Raw genomic sequence first — 18821 nt, 5'->3', positions numbered from 1 at the left:
ATGACAAGACTGGGCTCCAAGGCCGGTACCAAGGGCGTGCCACGGGCCGCGCGCGAACAGCAGGTCCTGGCCGCGGCGACGGAGGAGTTCGGTCGGCACGGCTACGAAGCCACGACCGTGGCGGCCGTCGCCGCGCGCGTGGGCGTCACCAAACCGCTGGTGCACCAGTACTTCGGCAGCAAGCAGGATCTCTACCTCGCCTGCCTGACCCCGATCGGCGACCGGCTGCTCGAAGCGATCCGCGCCGCGATGGCTGCGGGCGACACGGGTGGGCCGCCCACGCCCCTGCGTGTGCTGCAAGGCCTGTTCACGGCTCTGGACGGGCAGCGCGAGGCGTGGTTCGTGTTGTACGACGCGTCACTGCCGCCCGACAGCGACGCCGCCGAGCGCGCGGCGTACTACCGCGGTGCCATCGACGACCTGGCGGCGATCGGCACCGCCGATCTCGTGCACGCGGACGGTGCCGGCGATCCGCTCGACGCCGACGCGCTCAAGCACGCTTGGCGGGGCCTGTGCACCGCCCTGGTCCGCTGGTGGATCACCCACCCCGACCAGTCGCCCGAGGCCATGGCGCAACGGTGTGCGCGGCTCTTCGCCGTCGGACGTGGCGTCCTGGGCACGGGGGGCGACAGCGGATCGTCCTCGTCGCCGAGCGCACCTGCCTCGTAGTGCGCGTACTCGGGCTTCGGGACCCTGCGGCGGTGCGGCGGGCATGGCCCGATCGGGTGATGCCCGCCGCTGTCGCCGCTGCTCAGAAGTCCGTGGGCAGCCCGCTTGCCTCGGCAATTCCCCGCAGCTCTTCTGTCTCCCTGTGTCGTTCCCTGATGTAGTCGGCGATCTCGCTGAGGCGGGCGGGGTCGGCAGCGGTGGTCGCGTCCGTGACGATGCGGACCGGGCCGGTGTCGTCGACGTCGATCTCGACCACTTCGTTGTCCATTCGACCGGTGACGGCGGTGGCGATGACCAGTGCGGCCTCGTCGCGCACCTCCTGGGGCAGCTCGTCGCCGGCCCCGGAGTCGAGCGCGACGTCGAGGCCGGAGAGGCGCTCCTCGGCGATCGCCTGGAGGACCGGTTCCACCAGGCGCCGCAGAAGGCGGTAGTCCTCCGTGTCCATCCGGATGCGCAGGAGGTCCAGGTACGCGTCCACGGGCCGGCCGTCGCCATTCGGAATCTCGGAATCGCTCATCTGCTTCGTGTTTCCAGCACGACGCCGCTCACACACGTTGCCAGCGAGCCATGGCGAACGAGAACACACCGAACAGCACCAGACCGGTCGCGACGCAGGCCAGCAGCCAGGGGCCGAGCGGAGTGTCGGCGAATGTACGCAGAGTGTCGTCCAGCCCCTTTGCCCGGTCGGGCTCGTAGTCGATCGCCGCTCGGACGGCGAAGACTCCCGCCACGGCGAACACCAGCCCGCGCGCCACACCGCCCACCACACCGGTGACGTCCACCAGCTGCCGTGCCCGGCGGCTCAGCTGCCCGAGCTTGAGCTTGTCGTGGTACTTGCGCAGGACGGCCCGTACGGCGATCCAGCCGCCGGCCACGACGACGCCGATGCCGGCCGCCGCGACCAGCCACTGACCGGCGGGTATCTCCAGTGCCCTGGCGGTGGCGTCCCGCGACTGCTGGTCGCTGGATCCGCCGCTCTGGTTCCGGCTCGCCGCGAAGGACAGCACCGAGTAGGCGACGAACACGTAGAAGGCGAAGCGGACGGTCGCCAGCGCTCGCTTGCGCGCGCTGCGGCCGTCCTTCCCGACGGAGCCGAACAGCGCCTCGGACAGCCGCCACAGGGCCATCCCGACGAGGCCGATGCCCAGCGCCCACAGCAGCACCGCACCAAAGGGCTGGTGCGCCAGTTCCTCCAACGCCCCACCTCGGTCGGCCTGTTCGCCGGTGTTGCCGAAGGCGATCTGCAGCGCCAGCGCACCAACGAGCAGATAGATCACTCCCCGGGCGGCGAGACCCGCCCGCGCCGCCCCCTCGGTGACCGAACCTCGCGCTGCCCGCTCAGCCCGGAACCGTCCTGTCCGTGCCAACGCACTCGTGTCCATGGAGACCTCCCGGCAGACCGAATGCCCCGGCAAGGCCGTCACACACGCTGCCATGCCGCCGGCCAGGGGAATTTCCGGTCGGTCAGGGCCGCTGCGGTGACGAAGTCGGCGTCCTGGGGCAGGTGTTTTCCATGGGCGCGTACGTGGAAGCCAACGGAACCACGATCTGGACCGAGAGCCGTGGCCAAGGGCCCGCGGTTCTGCTGATCGCAGGGCTGAGCGATCCCGCCGAGGCGTGGCAGGCGCAGCTCGACGGGCTGTCGGACCGGTACCAGGTCATCGCCTTCGACAACCGGGGGGCGGGGCGGACGCCGCTGCCCGACGGGCCCCTGTCCGTCGCGATGATGGCCGACGATGCCGCGGAACTGCTCCGTGCGCTCCAGGTCGACAGGGCGCATGTGGTCAGTTTCTCGGGCGGCAGTGCGATCGCGCAGGAGCTGGCGCTCCGTCACCCGGAAGCTGTCCGCAGCCTCGTCCTCACGAGTACGTGGGCGCGAGCGGATGCCTACTTCACCGGCATGACCCGCTTCTGGCAGTGGCTGGCGACCCAGGCGCCGGACGAGCGGGCCATGCTGGAGGCGTTCTATCTGTGGATCTACACGCCCCGCGCCCACGCCGACGGCACGGTCGAGCGGTTCATCGAGGAGACGCTGGCCTTCCCGTACGCGCAGTCCGCCGAGGCCTTCCAGCGTCAACTGGAGGGCTTCACACCCCACGACACACTCGACCGGCTGCCCGGCATCACGGCACCGACCCTCGTCATCGCCGGGGAGCTGGACATCACCACGCCTCCGCGGTTCGGGCGGATCGTGGCCGACGCCATCCCGGGCGCCCGCTTCGAGATCCTGGCCGGGGAGGCTCATCAGCCCTTCCAGGAGTCTCCGGACGCGTACAACACACGGGTCGGCGACTTCTGGCGCGAGGTCGAGGGCGGGATCTGATCCTGCCGGACTCGACCGACGACAGCTGACTCGGGCCGGCGAGGCACCTCAAGGTCCACACGCACGCGTGCTGTCTGAAGAGCGGCTTGTGGCGCACCACGAGAACGCCGGAAGCGACCCGGCCCCGCGGAGCCTGCTGCCGGTGGGTGCCGTAGCGCCGGCCGCGCTTGCCTCCCTCGCGCACGGCCGGCAGTTGGGCGTACGGTCCGGTTATCTGCCCGCATCCCTGATGTGTGCCCCGCAGCAGTAGCCGTCCGTCGGTAACGTGTCCGTTCGTGATGGTGGGAACGGATGACACCCGGCTGGTCGTCCTGCGCGGCAACAGCGCCTCCGGGAAGTCGTCCGTCGCGGCCGGCCTGCGCGAGCGGTTCGGCCGCAATCTGGCCCTGGTCGGCCAGGACAACCTGCGCCGCATCGTGCTGCGCGAGCGCGATCGGCCCGGCGCAGCCAACATCGGCTTGATCGACATGACGGTCCGTTACGCACTGTCCGCGGGGTTCCACACGGTCGTCGAGGGCATCCTGTACGCCGACCGGTACGGTCCGATGCTCAAGGACCTCATCCACGACCATCGCGGCACCACGCGCTGCTACTACCTGGACGTGCCGTTGCAGGAGACCCTCGCACGGCATGCGACGAAGCCCGACCCGGCATTGCTGGCCGAGGTCACCGACCAGCACCTGCGCGACTGGTACCGCGAACGGGACCTGCTGCCCGACGGGATCGAGACCGTCATCGACGCCGGAAGCTCCTTGCACGCGACCGTGGACCGCATCATGCGCGAGACGGGCCTGGACCGGGTGCCGGCGATCGACCGCTGAGGAAGAAGACGTGTGGGACGAGGTCACCTCGTCAGCCACGTACGGATAGCCGCTGCCGTGCTGCCGGCGTCGCGGTTCAGCACGGAGAAGTGGTCGCCGGGCAGGTCCGCGCTGTCGTGGGGCAGCGGCCAGCGCGGCTGCCAGTCCCCGTCGGGGGCCGACTGCCGCATGTGCGGCGTGGGCCGGCCGCGGAGCAACAGGGCAGGGACCACGGACGGTTCGGGCTGCCAGTTCTCGAGCACACGCGCATAGCCGCCTCCGGTGATCAGCAACGAGTCGTCCAACTCGTCGACCACGTCGTCCGGCAGAGCGGCGCCGGCGGCCATCAGGGCCAGCCCACGAGGGTCGTCGCGGCGCAGCACTCCGGCATGGGAGTCGATCAGGATCACGCCGGCCGGAGGGTGCCCCGCGCGGGCGAGATGACGGGCCACGGCGTGCGCGATCGCACCGCCGGCGCAGTAGCCGACGATGACCGGTGCCTGGTCCGTGGGCAGAGCGCGCACGGTCTCGGCGTGCGTCCGCACCAGGGTGGCCACGCTGTCGGGGACGGCACGGCGCGTTCCGAATCCGGGATGCTCCAGCAGGAACAGGTCGCGTTCGCCGTCGAACTGCTCGGCCAGAGTGGTCGGTTCGCGGTAGAGCGGTGAGAGGTAGTCCGGGATGTACGCCAGCGGAGTGCCGTCGCCGTGGGCGAGCCGGACCGGCGGGACCGCATGCTCGGTGCGTTCCCCGTCGGAGAAGGCCGGCAGGGCGTATGACGCGAGGTGGCGCAGCGCCATCGCCTCCAACGGTCCCTGTTCGCACAGCACTCGGTGGTAAAGGGTGCTGAACCGGAAGGGGGAGGAGGACGGGGACTGGAGGTCGGGGGCGTCCCGTCCGTTCTCTGCTTCCGCACTACTGCCCGCCGTGGCGGCCGCGGGAGTTGGTGGTCCGGCTCCGTCCTGCGGCAGCGCGCCCGCCTCGATCAGGGCGGCATGGACGTGCGCCGCCAACTCGGGCAGCGTGGGGTACTCCATCACGACGGTGGGAGCCAGTCGCACGCGTGTGAACGCGCTGAGGCGGTTGCGGAGCTGTACGGCGGTCAGGGAGTCGAAGCCGAGCTCGGTGAAGGCTCGTTCGGCGGGGAGTGCGGCCGGGTCGGCGAAGCCCAGGACCGCGGCGACCTCGACGCCGATCAGCTCTGCCAGCACGGTCTCGCGTTCGGGCGCGGCGACGGTGGCGAGCCGCTCGCGCCACGCGCCAGGCGCCTGCGCAGTGGCCCTGACGACCCCCTCAGCCCCAGCAGTCCCAGGGGGCGGTACGTCAGTGACGTACCGCTCGGACCGAGCCGCACGCTGCGCCACCAGGTCCGCGAGGACGGACGGCGCGGCCGGGCCGCCCGCAGCGTCGAGGTCCAACGGGATCGGCACCAGCACCGGTTCCGCAAGGCGCATGGCCGTGTCGAGGAGACGCACGCCCTCTCCCTCCGTGACCGGCAGGACGCCGCCCTCACCGAGACGTGCGGGCGCGACGCGGGCCGCCATCCCGTCCGCGTCCGCGGTGGCCCACGGCCCCCAGGCCAAGGCCTGGGCGGGCAGCTTGTGGGCCACGCGGTGCCGGGCGAGCGCGTCGAGGAAGCCGTTCGCAGCGGCGTAGTTCGACTGGCCCGGCCGGCCCAGGACTCCGGCTGCCGAGGAGTACAGCACGAATGCGGACAGGCCGAGGTCCTTCGTCGCCTCGTGCAGATGCCAGGCACCGTCCGCCTTCGGCGCGAGCACCGTCGCGAGCCGGTCGGGGGTCATGGCGTCCACCACGCCGTCGTCCACCACCCCGGCAAGGTGGAAGACGGCCGTCGGAGCCGGTCGGCAGGACGCGACCAGGGCGTCGACGGCCGCACGGTCGCTCACGTCGCATGCCACCACGCTCACCTTCGCGGGCAGGCCGCCCGCCCAGTCCGGGACGCGGCCGCCGCGGCCGGTCAACAGCAGGTGTCGTACGCCGCGTTCGGCGATCAGATACCGGGCGAGGCTCTCTCCGAGCGCGCCCGTGCCACCGGTGATCAGCACCGTCCCCTCGGGGTCCGGCGCCGGTGGCTCGGCGGTGGGCGGATCCGTGAGGACCAGCCGGGGCACCAGGACGAGACCGTCACGTAGGCAGAGCTGTGGCTCGCCGGATCGCAGCGCTGTCTCCAGGTCTCCCGGTGCTCCCGCCAAGTCCCCCGGTGAGGCCGGGACTCCAGCCCGGTCGACCAGCACGATCCGGTCCGGGTGCTCGGACTGGGCACTGCGCACCAGCCCTGCGACCGCGGCCTCGGCGAGGTCCGGGTCGTCGCCGGTGGCGTTGTGGGTGAGCACCACCAGACGGCCCGGCCGCGCATCCGAGGTCCATTCGCGTACGGCCTCCAGCACGGCGGTGAGGAGCTCGCGGACGCGTTCTGGCGGGGTGGCGCCCTCGGGCAGGGCCGCGGCGAGTTGGGCCACGTCGAGCAACTCGTGCTCCGGGCTCGCGTCGTGGACCGGCGCCGCGGGCCGCCAGGTGAGGCGGTATGTCTCGGCACGTGCTGTGGCTGCCGTGGGGATCGCGCGGGTGACCACGGACTCCACGGCGGCCAGCGGCCGGCCTGCGGGGTCGGTGAGGGTGACCCGGAACTCGTCCTCGCCGAGGCGCCGTACGACGGCCCGCGCCGCCGAGGCACCGGTGGCGTACACCGTCAGGCCCGTGCAGGCGAGCGGCGCCCGCGGCTCACGCGGTCGCTCGCCCGGCTCCTCGGCCAGCAGCGCGGCGTGCAGCGCCGCGTCGAACAGAGCGGGGTGCAGGGTGTACGAGTCCGCCGTCGCCGCTTCGCCGGGCGACAGCGCCAGTTCGGTGAAGACTTCACCGTCCCGGCGCCACAGGGCGCTCACCGCGCGGAAGGCGGGCCCGTAGTGATGGCCGGACGCCGCGAGGCGCGGATAGTCGACGGGTATCCGCTCGGCGCCCGCGGGCGGCCACGACTCGCTCGGATCGGTGGGTGGATCCTGGGCCGGGGCGGTCGTCGCGGTGGCATGCCGGGTCCACGGCCCCGTGGCGCCGACCGCGCGGGCCCAGACCGTGACCGGCCGGCCGCCCGCTGCGTCCGGTGCCCCGGCGACCACCTGCACCTGCATTCCGTCCGCCGGGGACAGCACGAGCGGCTCGTGGAAGGCCAGTTCGGCCAGCCGGACGGCGCCGGGGGCGCCGGTGGCCCGGCAGGCCAGTTCGGCGAAGAGGGTGGCGGGCACCACCACCCGGTCGCCGATCGCGTGGTCGGCCAGCCAGGGGTGGTCCGTGGTGGACAGTACGGCTGTGTGCCGGATCCCGGGCCCGTCGGCATCGTGCTGCGGCTGCCCCATCAGGGGGTGGCCGGACGGGGTGCGGTGCCGCACGGCGTTCAGCCAGTAGCGCTGTCGCTGGAAGGGATAGGTGGGCAGCGGACGCCGACGGGCACCGCTGCCCGCGTACACCTGCCGCCAGGCCACCGGCACCCCGTGCACATGCAGCGCGGCCAGCGCATCGAGTGCCGTACGCGGATCGGGGCACGACGTGAACACCGCGCTCGCGTCCGGCGCGACACAGTCCTCGGCCGCCACCGCGAGCGAGGCGGAGGGTGCCGCCTCGACGAACGCCGTCACGCCGTTGTCGGCCGACCACCGCACCGCGTCGGCGAACCGAACCGTCTCACGCGCCTGCCGTACCCAGTGCTCGGCGTCGGCGAGCGCGTCCTGCTCCGGACGGCCGGTCAGCGTGGACACCACCGGGACGGACGGCCGGTGGTAGGTCACCGTCTCGGCGACGGACCGGTACTCGGCCAGCATCGGGTCCAGCAGCGGTGAGTGGAAGGCGTGGCTGACCCGTAGCCGGCGGGACGGGCGTCCGATGGTGGCGGCGAGCGCCGTCACGGCATCCTCGTCGCCGGACAGCACGACCGACGTCGGTCCGTTGACCGCCGCGACCGCCACCGGGCCGGGCTCCTCGCCGAGATGGCGAGTCACCTCGGCCAACGGTGCCCGCACCGCGATCATCGCGCCGCCGGTGGGCAGGGCCGCCATCAACCGGCCGCGGGCGGCGACCAGTCGGACCGCGTCGGCGCGGGAGAACACACCGGCGATGTGGGCGGCGGCCAGCTCACCGATCGAGTGACCGACCAGGTGGTCCGGCCGTACCCCCCAGTCGGCGAGCAGCGTGTGCAGCGCGACCGCGAAGGCGAACAGCGCGGGCTGCGCGTAGTCGGTGCGGTTCAGCAGGCCGTCATCGGGGGAGTCGACGACTTCCAGCAGCGGCCGGTCGAGCCACGGCGTGAACTCCTCGCACCACCCGGTGAACGCCGCGTCGAAGACCGGGAAGACGGCGCGCAGTTCGCGGCCCATACCGGGCCGTTGGGCGCCCTGGCCCGCGCAGAGCAGGGCCACCTTCGGACGGGTACGTGCGGTGCCCCGCAGCAGCGCCGGTGTGCCGGCACCGTCGGCCAGGTCGCGCAGCCCGGCGAGCAGCCCCTCGGCATCGGGGGCCAGCACAGCGGCCCTGCGGGTCAGCGGTGCCCTGGTGGTTGCCAGTGAGTACGCGACGTCCAGCGCTGCCGACCCGTCCGCCACGTCGGCCAGCGCGGCGGCGAGCCTCGCGGCGTGGGCGCGCAGGCCGGCCTCGTCGCCGCCGCCGATCAGCCAGGGTGTGATCGGCAGTCGGATTGCCGGCATGATCGGGGTCAGGGTCGGGGGCGGGAGGACGTCGGCACCGGGTGCCAGCTCCGACTCGGCGCGCGGCTCCGCTCCTGCTCCGTCCCTGAGCCCGGCGTCTGATGCCGTACCGGGGCCGGCGACTGTTTCCGCGTCCGATGACGCACGGGGGCCGACGCCAGCTTCCGTGCCCAATCCCACACCGGAACCGGCGCCCGCTCCAGCATCGGACCTGAACCCGGCGCCCCCAGCCGCATCGCCGGAATCGGCCACCGCCGGCTCCTCGATGATCACGTGCGCGTTCGTACCGCCGATACCGAAGGACGAGACAGCCGCACGTCGCGGCCGGTCCCCGGGTGGCCACGGTCGCGGCCGGTCGAGCAGCCGCACCGCGCCTGCGGACCAGTCGACGTGCGGGGAGGGCTGCTCCGCGTACAGCGAGGCGGGCAGTTCGCCGTGACGCATCGCCTCGATCATCTTGATCACGCCCGCCACGCCTGCCGCGGCCTGGGTGTGCCCGAGGTTCGACTTGACCGAGCCCAACCACACCGGGTCGCCCGGGTCGCGGTCCTGACCGTAGGTGGCCAACAGGGCGCCGGCCTCGATCGGGTCACCGAGCGCGGTCCCCGTGCCGTGTCCCTCCACCACGTCCACGTCCGCCGCCCGCAGCCCCGCATCGGCCAGGGTCAGCCGGATCAGTTCCCGCTGTGCTTCGCCGTTGGGGGCGGTCAGGCCGTTGGACGCACCGTCGGAATTCACGGCGGACCCGCGCAGTACGGCCAGCACCGGATGGCCGTTGCGCCGGGCGTCCGACAGCTTCTCCAGCAGTACCAGACCGACGCCCTCACCCCAGGCGGTGCCGTCCGCGCCCGCGGCGAACGGCCGGCAACGGCCGTCCGGCGACAGGGCGCGCTGGCGGCTGAACGCGACGAACGGCTGCGGGCTCGACAGCACCGTCACGCCGCCGGCCAGCGCGAGCGAACACTCCCCGGCGCGCAGCGACTTGGCGGCCAGGTCCATCGCGACCAGCGAGGACGAGCAGGCCGTGTCCAGGGTCATGACCGGGCCGCGCAGCCCCAGGACGTAGGCGATACGGCCGGAGGCGACACTGCCCGACGAGCCGATGCCGATGTGCGACTCCAGCTCGTGCGGCGCGATGCCGTGGCCGTAGCCGACGTGCATCAGTCCGACGAACACGCCCGTGTCGGTGCCGCGCATCTCCGGCGCGGGGATGCCGGCGTGTTCCAGCGTCTCCCAGGCGACCTCCAGCAGCAGGCGGTGCTGGGGATCGGTGGCCATCGCCTCGCGCGGTGACATACCGAAGAACAGCGGGTCGAAGTCCGCCACGTTGTCGAGGAAGCCGCCGCGGCGGGTGTACGTGGTGCCGATCCGGTCGGGGTCGGGATGGTGCAGGGAGTCGATGTCCCAGCCCCGGTCGGTCGGGAACTCGCCCGTGGCGTCCACTCCGTCGGCCGCCAGGCGCCAGAGATCCTCGGGCGAGCCCACCCCGCCCGGGTATCGGCAGCCGAGGGCCACGATCGCCACCGGCTCGGCATGCGGACCGCGCTGCGGTACCGCGGGCGTGTGCGTGGTCGGGTACGTGGTCCTGGGCGCGGCAGTCCCGTGCAGGCGGGTGTCCAGATGGGCGGCGACCGCGGCGGGGTTGGGGTGGTCCCAGACCAGCGTCGCCGGCAGCCGCAGTCCCGTGCGCAGGCTGAGCCGGTGCCACAGGGACATCGCGTCCATGGAGGTCAGACCGAGATCGGCGAACGCGGTGCCGGGATCGGCGGCCGACCCGCGGATGGCAGACGCCTCCGCACACACCAGGTCGGTCAGCGCGGCCCGCCGCTCACCGGGCGTGCGGTCGGCCAGCAACTCGAGCGTCGGCTCGGCCGTCCGCTCGGCGAGGGCCTCGCGCAGCAGGGCCCGGCGCGGCTTGCCGGCAGCGGTGCGCGGAACGGCCGGAGTGAACAGGACCTCGTCCGGGACCTTGTGCGCGGAGAGCACCGCGGCGCAGGCACGCAGCAGGCCTGCCGTGTCGAGGGTGGACCGTGCGGGAACCACGAACGCCACCGGAACCTCGCCGAGCAGCGGATGGGCCCGCGCCACCACGGCCGCGTCCCGCACCCCGGGCAGGCCGCGCAGCACCTGCTCGACCTCGGCGGGGTCGACGTTCTCGCCGCCGCGCACGATCCGGTCGCTGACCCGGCCGGTGACGGTCAGGCTGCCGTCCTCGTCGAGCCGGCCCAGGTCACCTGTCCGGTACCAGCCGTCGCGTACGGCAGCGGCGGTCTCCTCGGGCCGGTTGTGGTAGCCGAGCATGACGCCCGGGCCGCGGACCCAGATCTCGCCCTCCGCGCCGCCGGTGACCGCCCGTCCGCTCTCGGGATCGACCAGCCGAACGTCCGTACCGGGCAACGGTGGCCCGCTGCTACCGCGTACGGACGACCCGTCGGGCAGCTCCACGGCGATCTTGCCGCAGGTCTCGGTGCTGCCGTAGCCGTCGAGGAGCGGGGCACCGAACCGCATCCCGACCTGCTCCCGCAGATCCGGCCCGCTGGGCGCGCCGGCGGTGACGCAGAACCGCAGCGAGGGCACCGCCCCCAGACCGGCATCGAGTAGCTGGCGGTACGTGAGGGGGACTCCACCGAGGACCGTCGGCGCGTACTCCTCGACCAGTCGGACCAGTTCGCCCGGCTCCGGTGCCGCGGTGATCCGTGCGCTCGCGCCGGCCACGGTTGTGCCCAGTACGCACAGCGAGTGGGCGTAGGTGTGCGACAGCGGCAACGGCCACAGCACCCGGTCCGTCGCCGACAGCCCGAGCCGGGGGACGTAACAGGCGACGGCGGACCAGAGTGCCGAGCGCTGACTGGACACCGCGGCCCGGGGCGTGCCGCTGGTGCCGGATGTGTGGAACAGCCACGCCGGCTCGTCCAGACCGAGATCGTCAGGGGGCGGGGCCGAGGCTTCGGCGACGAGGTCCTCGAAGCGTGAGGCCACGTCGGGCGCCGGGCCGTCGCCGGTCACCACCAGCCGTAGGGCCCGACCTGCCGTCAGTCGGGCGATCCGCGGCAGATTCCGCCGGTCGGTGACCAGCACGGTCGGATCACAGTCGGCCAGCAACGCCGCGAGCTCAGCGTCGGTGGCGCGGGAACTCAACGGCACACCGACCGCGGCGGCCCGCACCGTGGCGAGGAGGCCCTCGACCACCTCCACGCCGTTGTCCAGACAGAACGCCACCCTGGTACCCCGGCCGACCGCCAGCCGCACGGCCAACCGAGCGGTCCGACGCTCCAGTTCGGCCCAGCTCACCGCGCGCCGGTCGTCGGCGAACGCGACCTTGTCGCCATGGCGTACGGAGTTGCCGACGAGCAACTCCGGGACAGACCGCACCTCGAACACGTCCGCCACACCCACCAGGCATCCCCCTCGTACGAACCGCGTCGATTTGTCGATCAGCGTACGGCGCGGGAACTGTGCGTGGTGGTGAGGGCTTGTGATTCCGCCGGGGGCCAGGGAGGGGGGCGTTGGTCAGTCGGCGTAAACCCGGCCGTCCTTGATGACGAAGTGGGTCGGTTCGGAGCAGCCGAGGGACGGAGTGAGGAGCAGGCTCACCGTCAGCGGGGCGGGTTCGGTGCTTGCGGTGGAGAGTTGGCAGACGGCGTTCGCACCGGTGAGGGGGAACCAGAACCAGCCGTCCACATCGCCCACGGTGACGCGGTCGGACTCCTTCCAGGCGCCGCCGGACTGCGTGTAGACCTGCAGGCGTACGGAGGCGGCGTACTCGTCCTGCGTCGATCGGAGCGCGGTCAGTGTGATCTTGTAGTCACCGCCGAGGACGGACGACGCGATCTGCCGTGTCTGCGGCGCTGCGGCTGCCGCTGCGGTGCCGGCCGTCGAGGATCCGGCACCGGCGGCGCCGAGCGCGGCCGCCATCAGCATGGTGAGGGCCACGGCCGTGCCGCGGCGGGATCGGGTGCGGGTGCGTACCAAGCTCATGTGTTCCCCCGTTGGAACGAGTTGGGAAGAAACGCCCGGAGGCGTTCCGGTCAGTGGTGAAGACACGTCACCGCGGCCAGGGGTTGTACGGCCCTCCTACTGGGGATTGGTCAGCTGGGCGTAGACCAGGAGGACTCCATCCCGATTCGTCAGGACGTCGTCACATCGGCGGGCTACGGTACGGACGCGCTGTGGTGCGTTGCGTTTGCGTTTGCGTTGTTCACGGTCGTCCGAGGAGGAATCCTGTGTCATCGCCCTGCGACCCCCAGTACGCTCCGGTCGGCGATGTAGGTGCAGCGCTCATGATGATCGACTCTCGGCTCAGAACCATCTACGAGGGCAGGGCCGAGACCGACCCCGAACAGCAGCAGTTGGTCGACCAGTTCATCGCGTCACTGGGCCCCGAGGAAGTCGATGACCTGGTGGACGGCGCGTGCACGCTCATCTACATGTTCATGCAGTGGCTGCGGATGGCGTACGAGGACCACGACAAGGACGTCATCGAGTGCGTGGTGCCCAGCTTCGTGGGATCGCTGCGCATGATGCCCAAGAGCATCCCGCCGGAGTCCATCCCCACCATGGCCGCTCTGGTCGTCGCGGCCGGCACCGGCCTGAGCCCCGGCCTGTGGCGCAAGCAGTTCGGAGACTGGACCGGGGACGAGATGAACCCCCTGGAAGCCACGGCCTTCCTGCTCGCGGAGCACATCAACCGGATCACCGACGACCGCGACTTCGCCACCCGCATGGTCACCGAGGCTCTGTCCAGCTCGAACATGGACTGACGCAGAGGATGACCTGAAACCGGCCCGCGCCCACCCCCGCCCACCGGTCCATACCAGTGGCGGTCGAACAGGCGGACCCGAGCAGCCCGCAGATGCTGTATTCCCCCCTCCCACCTGGGCCGCAGATCCCGAAGCCCCCCGCCGCCGTCTTCCGTGATCCACCATCGAGGACGCCGTCGGCCCGGAGGGGGCGTTCGCGACGCACCTGCGTTTTTCCGTCAGGTTGCGCAGCAAGACCACGAAAGCTCCACAGATACCTCACTATTTGACGCGACGGATGCGTCGACGACCGGTCTCTGAGGGGGAAGCCGGCGTCACGCGCGGGGGTGCGTTCGCTCAGCGGAGCCGTGCTCACCCCTGCCCTGGGAGGGGACAGCACCGCATGAAGCGGACCTTAAGCACCACTCTGCTCACGACGGGCGCGCTCATAGCCGCCTTCGGTGTACCGGCCGCACATGCCGCGGACCCGCCGCCGCCCCGCATCGACCTGCGGGTGCTCGTCGTCAGCGACGGAGGGCCGGCCACCGACGCCATCGCCGCCGAACTGGACACCGCGGGAACGCCGTACACGGAGATCGACCTCACGCAGTCCGGCCGCCCGGTGATCGATGCCGGATATCTCGCGGACACCGTGGACGGCCGGGACCGCGCCAAGTTCCAGGCGGTCGTCCTGCCCAACGACAACCCGTTCCCGGCGAACTCGCCCGAGATGGCCGCACTGGTGGCCTACGAGAAGGCCTACGACATCCCGCAGGTCGACGCGTACACCTACGCGCGCCCCGAGGCCGGACTCCAGTACCCGGTGTACGGCGGCTACTCGGGCAGCGTCGACGGTGTGCAGGCCCAGGTGACGGACGCCGGGCGGTCGGGTCCGTTCGACTACCTCGACGGCCCGGTGCCGTTCGAGGACAACTCGCCCACCGTCGGCGAGAGTTACGCCTTCCTGTCCACGCCGATGGCCGGTGCCGACTTCACCCCGTACGTGCAGGCGACGATCCCGGGCACGAGCAAGCAGGGCTCGCTGGTGGGGGAGTACCGGCACGACGGGCGGCGTGAACTCGTCGTCACCTTCGTCTACAACCAGTACCAGCAGCAGTTCCGGCTGCTGGCCCGCGGCATCGTCGAGTGGATGACCGGCGGGGTGCACCTGGGGGCCTCCCGCAACTACTTCGCCGTACACGTCGACGACGTGTTCGCTGCCGACGACCGGTGGAACTCCACGCTCAACTGCACACCGGGTGACGTGGACTGCACCGACCCCGACGCCACGCCCGATCCGATCAGGATGACGCCTGCCGATGTCGACCACGCCGTCGCCTGGCAGCGCGAGCGGGACTTCACCCTCGACCTCGCCTACAACGGCGCCGGCAGCGTCGACCACCGCGAGGACAACAACGGGGCCGACCCGCTGGCCGACCGACTCATCGCCGAGCGCGCCGAGTTCCGCTGGATCAACCACACCTACACGCATGCCTTCCTCGGCTGCGAACAGGACACCTCGGTCGTGCCGTGGCGGTGCGCCACCAACGCCGACGGCAGCACCAAGTGGGTCAGCCGCGCGGACGTCGCAGACGAGATCGCTCACAACCAGGTGTGGGGGCAGCAGGCCCAGCTGCCGCTGGACAACGCCGAGTTGGTGACCGGTGAGCACTCCGGGCTGCGGGTGCTGCCGCAGCAGTCGGCCGACAATCCCAACCTGGCGCTCGCCCTCGCCGACACCGGCATCGGCTGGCTGGCCTCGGACAACTCCCGCGAGCCCGGCCAGCGGCAGGTCGGTCCCGCGACGACGGTCCCGCGCTACCCGATGAACATCTTCTACAACGCGGGCCGGGCGGCCGAGCAGGTCGACGAGTACAACTGGATCTACACCAGCCGCGCGCAGGGCGGCAGCGGCATCTGCGAGGACAACCCGGACACCACGACCTGCCTGCCCGCGCCGCTCGACACGGCCACCGGCTACGCGCAGCACATCGTGCCCCTGGAGCGGCAGATCGCCCTCGGCCATGTCCTCGGCAACGACCCCAAGCCGCACTTCATCCACCAGTCCAACCTGGCCGAGGACCGGATCGCCTACCCGGTCCTGGACGGCGTGCTCGACACCTACGACACGCTGTTCGCGCAGAACACGCCGCTGGTCAACCTGCGGATGAAGGACATCGGCAACGAGCTGAAGCAGCGCGCCTCCTGGCGGACCGCAGTGGGCGACGGGCAGGTCACCGCCTACCGGATCGGTGACACCGTCACCGTCGAGAGCCCGGACGGCGTGACCGTCCCCGCCACCATGCCCGAGGGCACCACCCGGGCCGGCTCGGCCTTCGGCGAGGCGTACGCCGGCGAACGGTCCGGGTGGACGACCCCGGCCGCCGAGCCGCTCACCCTCACCCTGCCGCAGTCCGCGGCCTCCTCCACGGCCCCCGGCACGGGCGGCTCCGCGCCGGCCACCGACCCGGCACCGGACGCCCGCGTGCCCGAGGGCGTGGCCGAGCCGGTCCTTCCCGCGGGGAACTGACCGGCGCACCGGCAGCGAGGTCCCGGCCGCCCGTCGGCAGGCCGGGACCGGCACCCCTCCCCACACTTCGGCCGTGGAGCACATCAATGCACGTTCACCACGGCGCGCGACGCAACGATGCCGCGCGCGTCACCCTGCTCACCGAAGGCACCTACCCGCACAGTCACGGCGGTGTGAGCGTCTGGTGCGACCAACTCGTCACCGGCATGCCCGACATCGAGTTCGACGTCATCGCCGTCACCGGCACCGGACGGGAGCCGATCGTGTGGGACCTCCCCGACCATGTCCGCGGTGTCCTTTCCGTTCCCATGTGGGGCGCCGCTCCGGAGGGCCGCCCACCGCGCGGCCGGTCCCGCAGGCAGCTCACCGACGCGTACGAGCGGTTCCTGACCGCGCTCGTCGACCCCGGCGCCGAGGGCGGCTTCGCATCCGCCCTGCACGCCATGGCGCGGGCGGCGGCGAGCGGCGAGCTCAGCCCTTTCCTGCGGGGCGACACGGCGATCACGATCCTGACCGCCGTATGGACGCGCCCCGGGCTGGCCGTGCGCGAGGCGCGGCCGACCCTGCACGACGCGCTCACCGCCACCGCCCTGCTCGAACACGCGCTGCGCCCGCTGGCCGCGCCGTCCCCGCAGGACGGCGTCGCGCACGCCGTCAGTGGAGGCGTCGCCGTCCTGCCGGGGCTCGCCGCCCGCGAGCGGCACGGGGTCCCGCTGCTGCTCACCGAGCACGGGGTCTACCTGCGCGAGCGCTACCTCGGATACCGCACCGCGCCGTACCGCTGGCCCGTCAAGGCGGTGATCCTCGGCTTCTTCCGGCTGCTGGCGGAGGAGAGTTACCGCCAGGCGGCCCTGATCACCCCCGGCAATCGCTACAACCGGCTGTGGGAGGAGCAGGGCGGCGCCGACCCGGAGTCGATCCGCACCGTCTACAACGGCGTTGATCCCGCCGCGTTCCCGCCGGCCGGTCCGGAGCCGGAAGCCCTCACCCTGAGCTGGGCCGGGCGGGTCGACCCGATCAAGGACCTGGAGACCCTGATCCGCGCCTTCGCCCTCGTCCGGGACCGACTGCCGGACACCCGCCTGCGGCTGTTCGGGGGCACGCCCAGGGGCGGAGAGGCATACCGCGAGCGCTGCGAGGCCCTGGCCGCCGAGCTGGGACACGGCGACGCGGTGACCTTCGAGGGCCGCGTCGACGACATCAAGGACGCCTACGCGGCCGGGAACGTCGTGATGCTGTCCAGCATCAGCGAGGGCTTCCCGTTCACGCTGATCGAGGCCATGTCGTGCGGCCGGGCGACCGTCTCCACCGACGTCGGAGGCGTGCGCGAAGCCGTCGGCGACACCGGCCTCGTGGTGCCGCCGCGGGACCCGGCCGCCATGGCCGCCGCCGCGCTGGAGCTGCTGGACGACCCCGTCCGGCGCCGGGCGATGGGCGAGGCGGCGCGGCTGCGGGTGATCGAGCAGTTCACCCTGCGGCAGACCATCGACACGTTCCGCGCCATCTACCACGAACTGGCCGCAGAGAAAGCGGAGTTGCCCGCCAGAGTCGTGCTGCCCGCCCCCGCGGTCACCGGCACGAGGAGCCTCACCGGATGAGCGGACCGATATCCCTCGAACCCGGCGACGCAGGGCAGGACACCCTCGCCCTGCGGCTGGCCGAACCCCGCCCGCCGCGCCGCCGCCCACGCTGGGCCCTGGACGACGCCACACTCGCCATACGGCTGCCCGGCCACGGCCCCGACGAGGAGGCGGTGAGTACGCTCGCCGCCGAACTCGCCGACGCCATAGGGCCCGCCGTCCATCCTTACGAGGTTGCGGCGCTCCTGGAGGCGGAGGGCCTGTCCGCCTCGCTGATCAAGGAGCGGTACGGCCACCCCAACCTCTTCTCGCTGGCGACCGCGCTGTACGAGCGGGTGCCCCGGACGTTCCCCGAGCCGCCACCCGCGACCGACCCGTGGCGACCCGACACCCTGCGCTGCCTGCTGCGCGGCGTGCTCTTCGCGCTGCCCGCCCTGGCCTACCTGCTCATCGCGCCGCTGTGGCCCATCGACCGGCACGCCCCCGTACTGATCGTCGCGGGCATCGCTTCATGGGCGTGGGGACAGGCACTGGGCCATCGCGCGCACCTGCGGCTGGTGACCGGACGCCGGGAGGCGTCAGGCACGTTGCTGACCGGGTCCGTGCTCGGCGCCGCGGTGGCCACGACCCTCGCCGCACTCCCTGCCGACGGCCCCTTGGCCATCGCAGTGGCGGCGGCCCAGTCGCTGTACCTGGCCGGAGCGAGCGTGCTGCTCGTCCTGGGCCGCGAGCGACTGCTCCTGGCCGCGCTCAGCCCGCTCATTGCCGGCGCCGCGGTGCTCCCGTGGTGGGAGCCCGGACCGGTGCTACGGGTCGGGCTGCCTCTTCTGGCCCTGCTGGCCACCTCGGTGGCCGCGGGACGAGTCCTGTGGGCGGGGCGCGCCGGCCCGGCCGCTTCCGACGCCGGGCGGCCGCGACTTCGCGCATCAGTGCCGTACGGCCTGTTCGGACTCGCGGCGGCGGTGCTCGTCATGCTGGAGGGCCGACGGCAGCCGTACGCGGTGATCGCGCTGACCCTCAGCATGGGCCCCGCAGAATGGCTTCTGTACCGCTACCGCGGCTGGTCGGTCGCCGCGCTACGGGTCAGCGCGACCCCCGGCACGTTCCTGCTGCGCTCGGCCGCCGTGCTCGGCCTGTGCCTGTCCGGCTATCTGCTGTTGCTGCTGCCGGCGGCCCTGCTCACCGATACCGAGGCCTCCCTCCTCCTGCTCGCGGCGGCCCTGTGGACCGCCCTGCTCCTGCAGGCGTTCGGGGTGGCCTGGCCACCAGCCGTTCTCTGCCTGGCAGCCGCCGGAGCGGCCGGAGCGGTGACCCTGCTGCACCTGCCACCGGGAGCGGCCGTACTGCCGGCCGCCTGCGGAGTGGCCGCCGTCTGTCTCGCGGCCTGCGCGATACGCCTGCTCGGCCGGCCCTCCCCGCACGCCTGACCACGCGCACCACCCCTGGCAGACCACAGACCCCAGTCCGT

The 18821-nt window shown here is 72.4% G+C and carries 12 protein-coding genes; 8 read left to right on the top strand and 4 right to left on the bottom strand.

All coding sequences use genetic code 11. From position 1 onward, the window contains the following. Positions 1–669 (top strand): TetR/AcrR family transcriptional regulator, encoded by a 669-nt coding sequence (locus ACZ7M7_RS16125; RefSeq protein ID WP_472116973.1) that lies wholly within the window; start codon positions 1–3, stop codon positions 667–669. Positions 670–751: 82 nt separating this feature from the next. Here ACZ7M7_RS16125 and ACZ7M7_RS16120 read toward each other — a convergent pair whose 3' ends face one another. Next, the gene (locus ACZ7M7_RS16120) at positions 752–1186 is read right to left on the bottom strand and encodes a hypothetical protein (protein ID WP_383602289.1); all 435 of its coding nucleotides are present in this window, start codon (positions 1184–1186) and stop codon (positions 752–754) included. Between the two features lie 28 nt (positions 1187–1214). Next, complete coding sequence (locus ACZ7M7_RS16115) at positions 1215–2051, bottom strand: DUF1206 domain-containing protein (RefSeq protein ID WP_383627745.1); 837 nt, start codon at positions 2049–2051, stop codon at positions 1215–1217. Positions 2052–2182: 131 nt separating this feature from the next. On the opposite strand from ACZ7M7_RS16115, the gene ACZ7M7_RS16110 reads away from it, so the two are divergent. The 3 genes from ACZ7M7_RS16110 to ACZ7M7_RS16100 all read left to right on the top strand — a co-directional run bounded on the left by ACZ7M7_RS16110 (position 2183) and on the right by ACZ7M7_RS16100 (position 3813). Next, positions 2183–2992 carry an alpha/beta fold hydrolase gene (locus tag ACZ7M7_RS16110; RefSeq protein ID WP_472116969.1) on the top strand — a complete coding sequence of 270 codons (810 nt, stop codon included), beginning with the start codon at positions 2183–2185 and terminating at the stop codon, positions 2990–2992. A gap of 67 nt (positions 2993–3059) precedes the next feature. Next, positions 3060–3242 (top strand): hypothetical protein, encoded by a 183-nt coding sequence (locus ACZ7M7_RS16105; protein ID WP_451168613.1) that lies wholly within the window; start codon positions 3060–3062, stop codon positions 3240–3242. Positions 3243–3270: 28 nt separating this feature from the next. Next, on the top strand, positions 3271–3813 hold the full coding sequence (locus ACZ7M7_RS16100; RefSeq protein WP_472117986.1) for an AAA family ATPase: 543 nt from the start codon (positions 3271–3273) through the stop codon (positions 3811–3813). Between the two features lie 23 nt (positions 3814–3836). Here the strand turns inward: ACZ7M7_RS16100 and ACZ7M7_RS16095 are convergent, their stop codons facing one another. Together ACZ7M7_RS16095 and ACZ7M7_RS16090 are read right to left on the bottom strand one after the other, a co-directional pair. Next, positions 3837–11900, bottom strand: a complete 8064-nt coding sequence (locus ACZ7M7_RS16095) for an SDR family NAD(P)-dependent oxidoreductase (protein WP_472116966.1) — start codon at positions 11898–11900, stop codon at positions 3837–3839. Between the two features lie 114 nt (positions 11901–12014). Beyond that, positions 12015–12482, bottom strand: a complete 468-nt coding sequence (locus tag ACZ7M7_RS16090; RefSeq protein ID WP_383602300.1) for a hypothetical protein — start codon at positions 12480–12482, stop codon at positions 12015–12017. 245 nt (positions 12483–12727) lie between these two features. On the opposite strand from ACZ7M7_RS16090, the gene ACZ7M7_RS16085 reads away from it, so the two are divergent. From ACZ7M7_RS16085 to ACZ7M7_RS16070, 4 genes are all read left to right on the top strand, one after another. After that, the gene (locus ACZ7M7_RS16085; protein ID WP_383602303.1) at positions 12728–13264 is read left to right on the top strand and encodes a hypothetical protein; all 537 of its coding nucleotides are present in this window, start codon (positions 12728–12730) and stop codon (positions 13262–13264) included. A gap of 382 nt (positions 13265–13646) precedes the next feature. After that, positions 13647–15773, top strand: coding sequence for a hypothetical protein (locus tag ACZ7M7_RS16080; RefSeq protein WP_472116962.1), 2127 nt, complete (start codon positions 13647–13649; stop codon positions 15771–15773). Between the two features lie 86 nt (positions 15774–15859). Continuing rightward, positions 15860–17371, top strand: a complete 1512-nt coding sequence (pelF, locus tag ACZ7M7_RS16075) for a GT4 family glycosyltransferase PelF (RefSeq protein ID WP_472116959.1) — start codon at positions 15860–15862, stop codon at positions 17369–17371. After that, positions 17368–18780: a hypothetical protein gene (locus ACZ7M7_RS16070; RefSeq protein WP_472116956.1), complete on the top strand. Its 1413-nt coding sequence runs from the start codon at positions 17368–17370 to the stop codon at positions 18778–18780. The genes pelF and ACZ7M7_RS16070 overlap by 4 nt, the downstream gene beginning before the upstream one ends. Positions 18781–18821 lie beyond the last annotated feature (41 nt).

The sequence above is a fragment of the Streptomyces sp. NPDC111606 genome, from assembly GCF_055656945.1.
The sequence above is the reverse complement of the archived record's forward strand: the minus strand, read 5'-3'. Positions and strand labels throughout refer to the sequence as shown.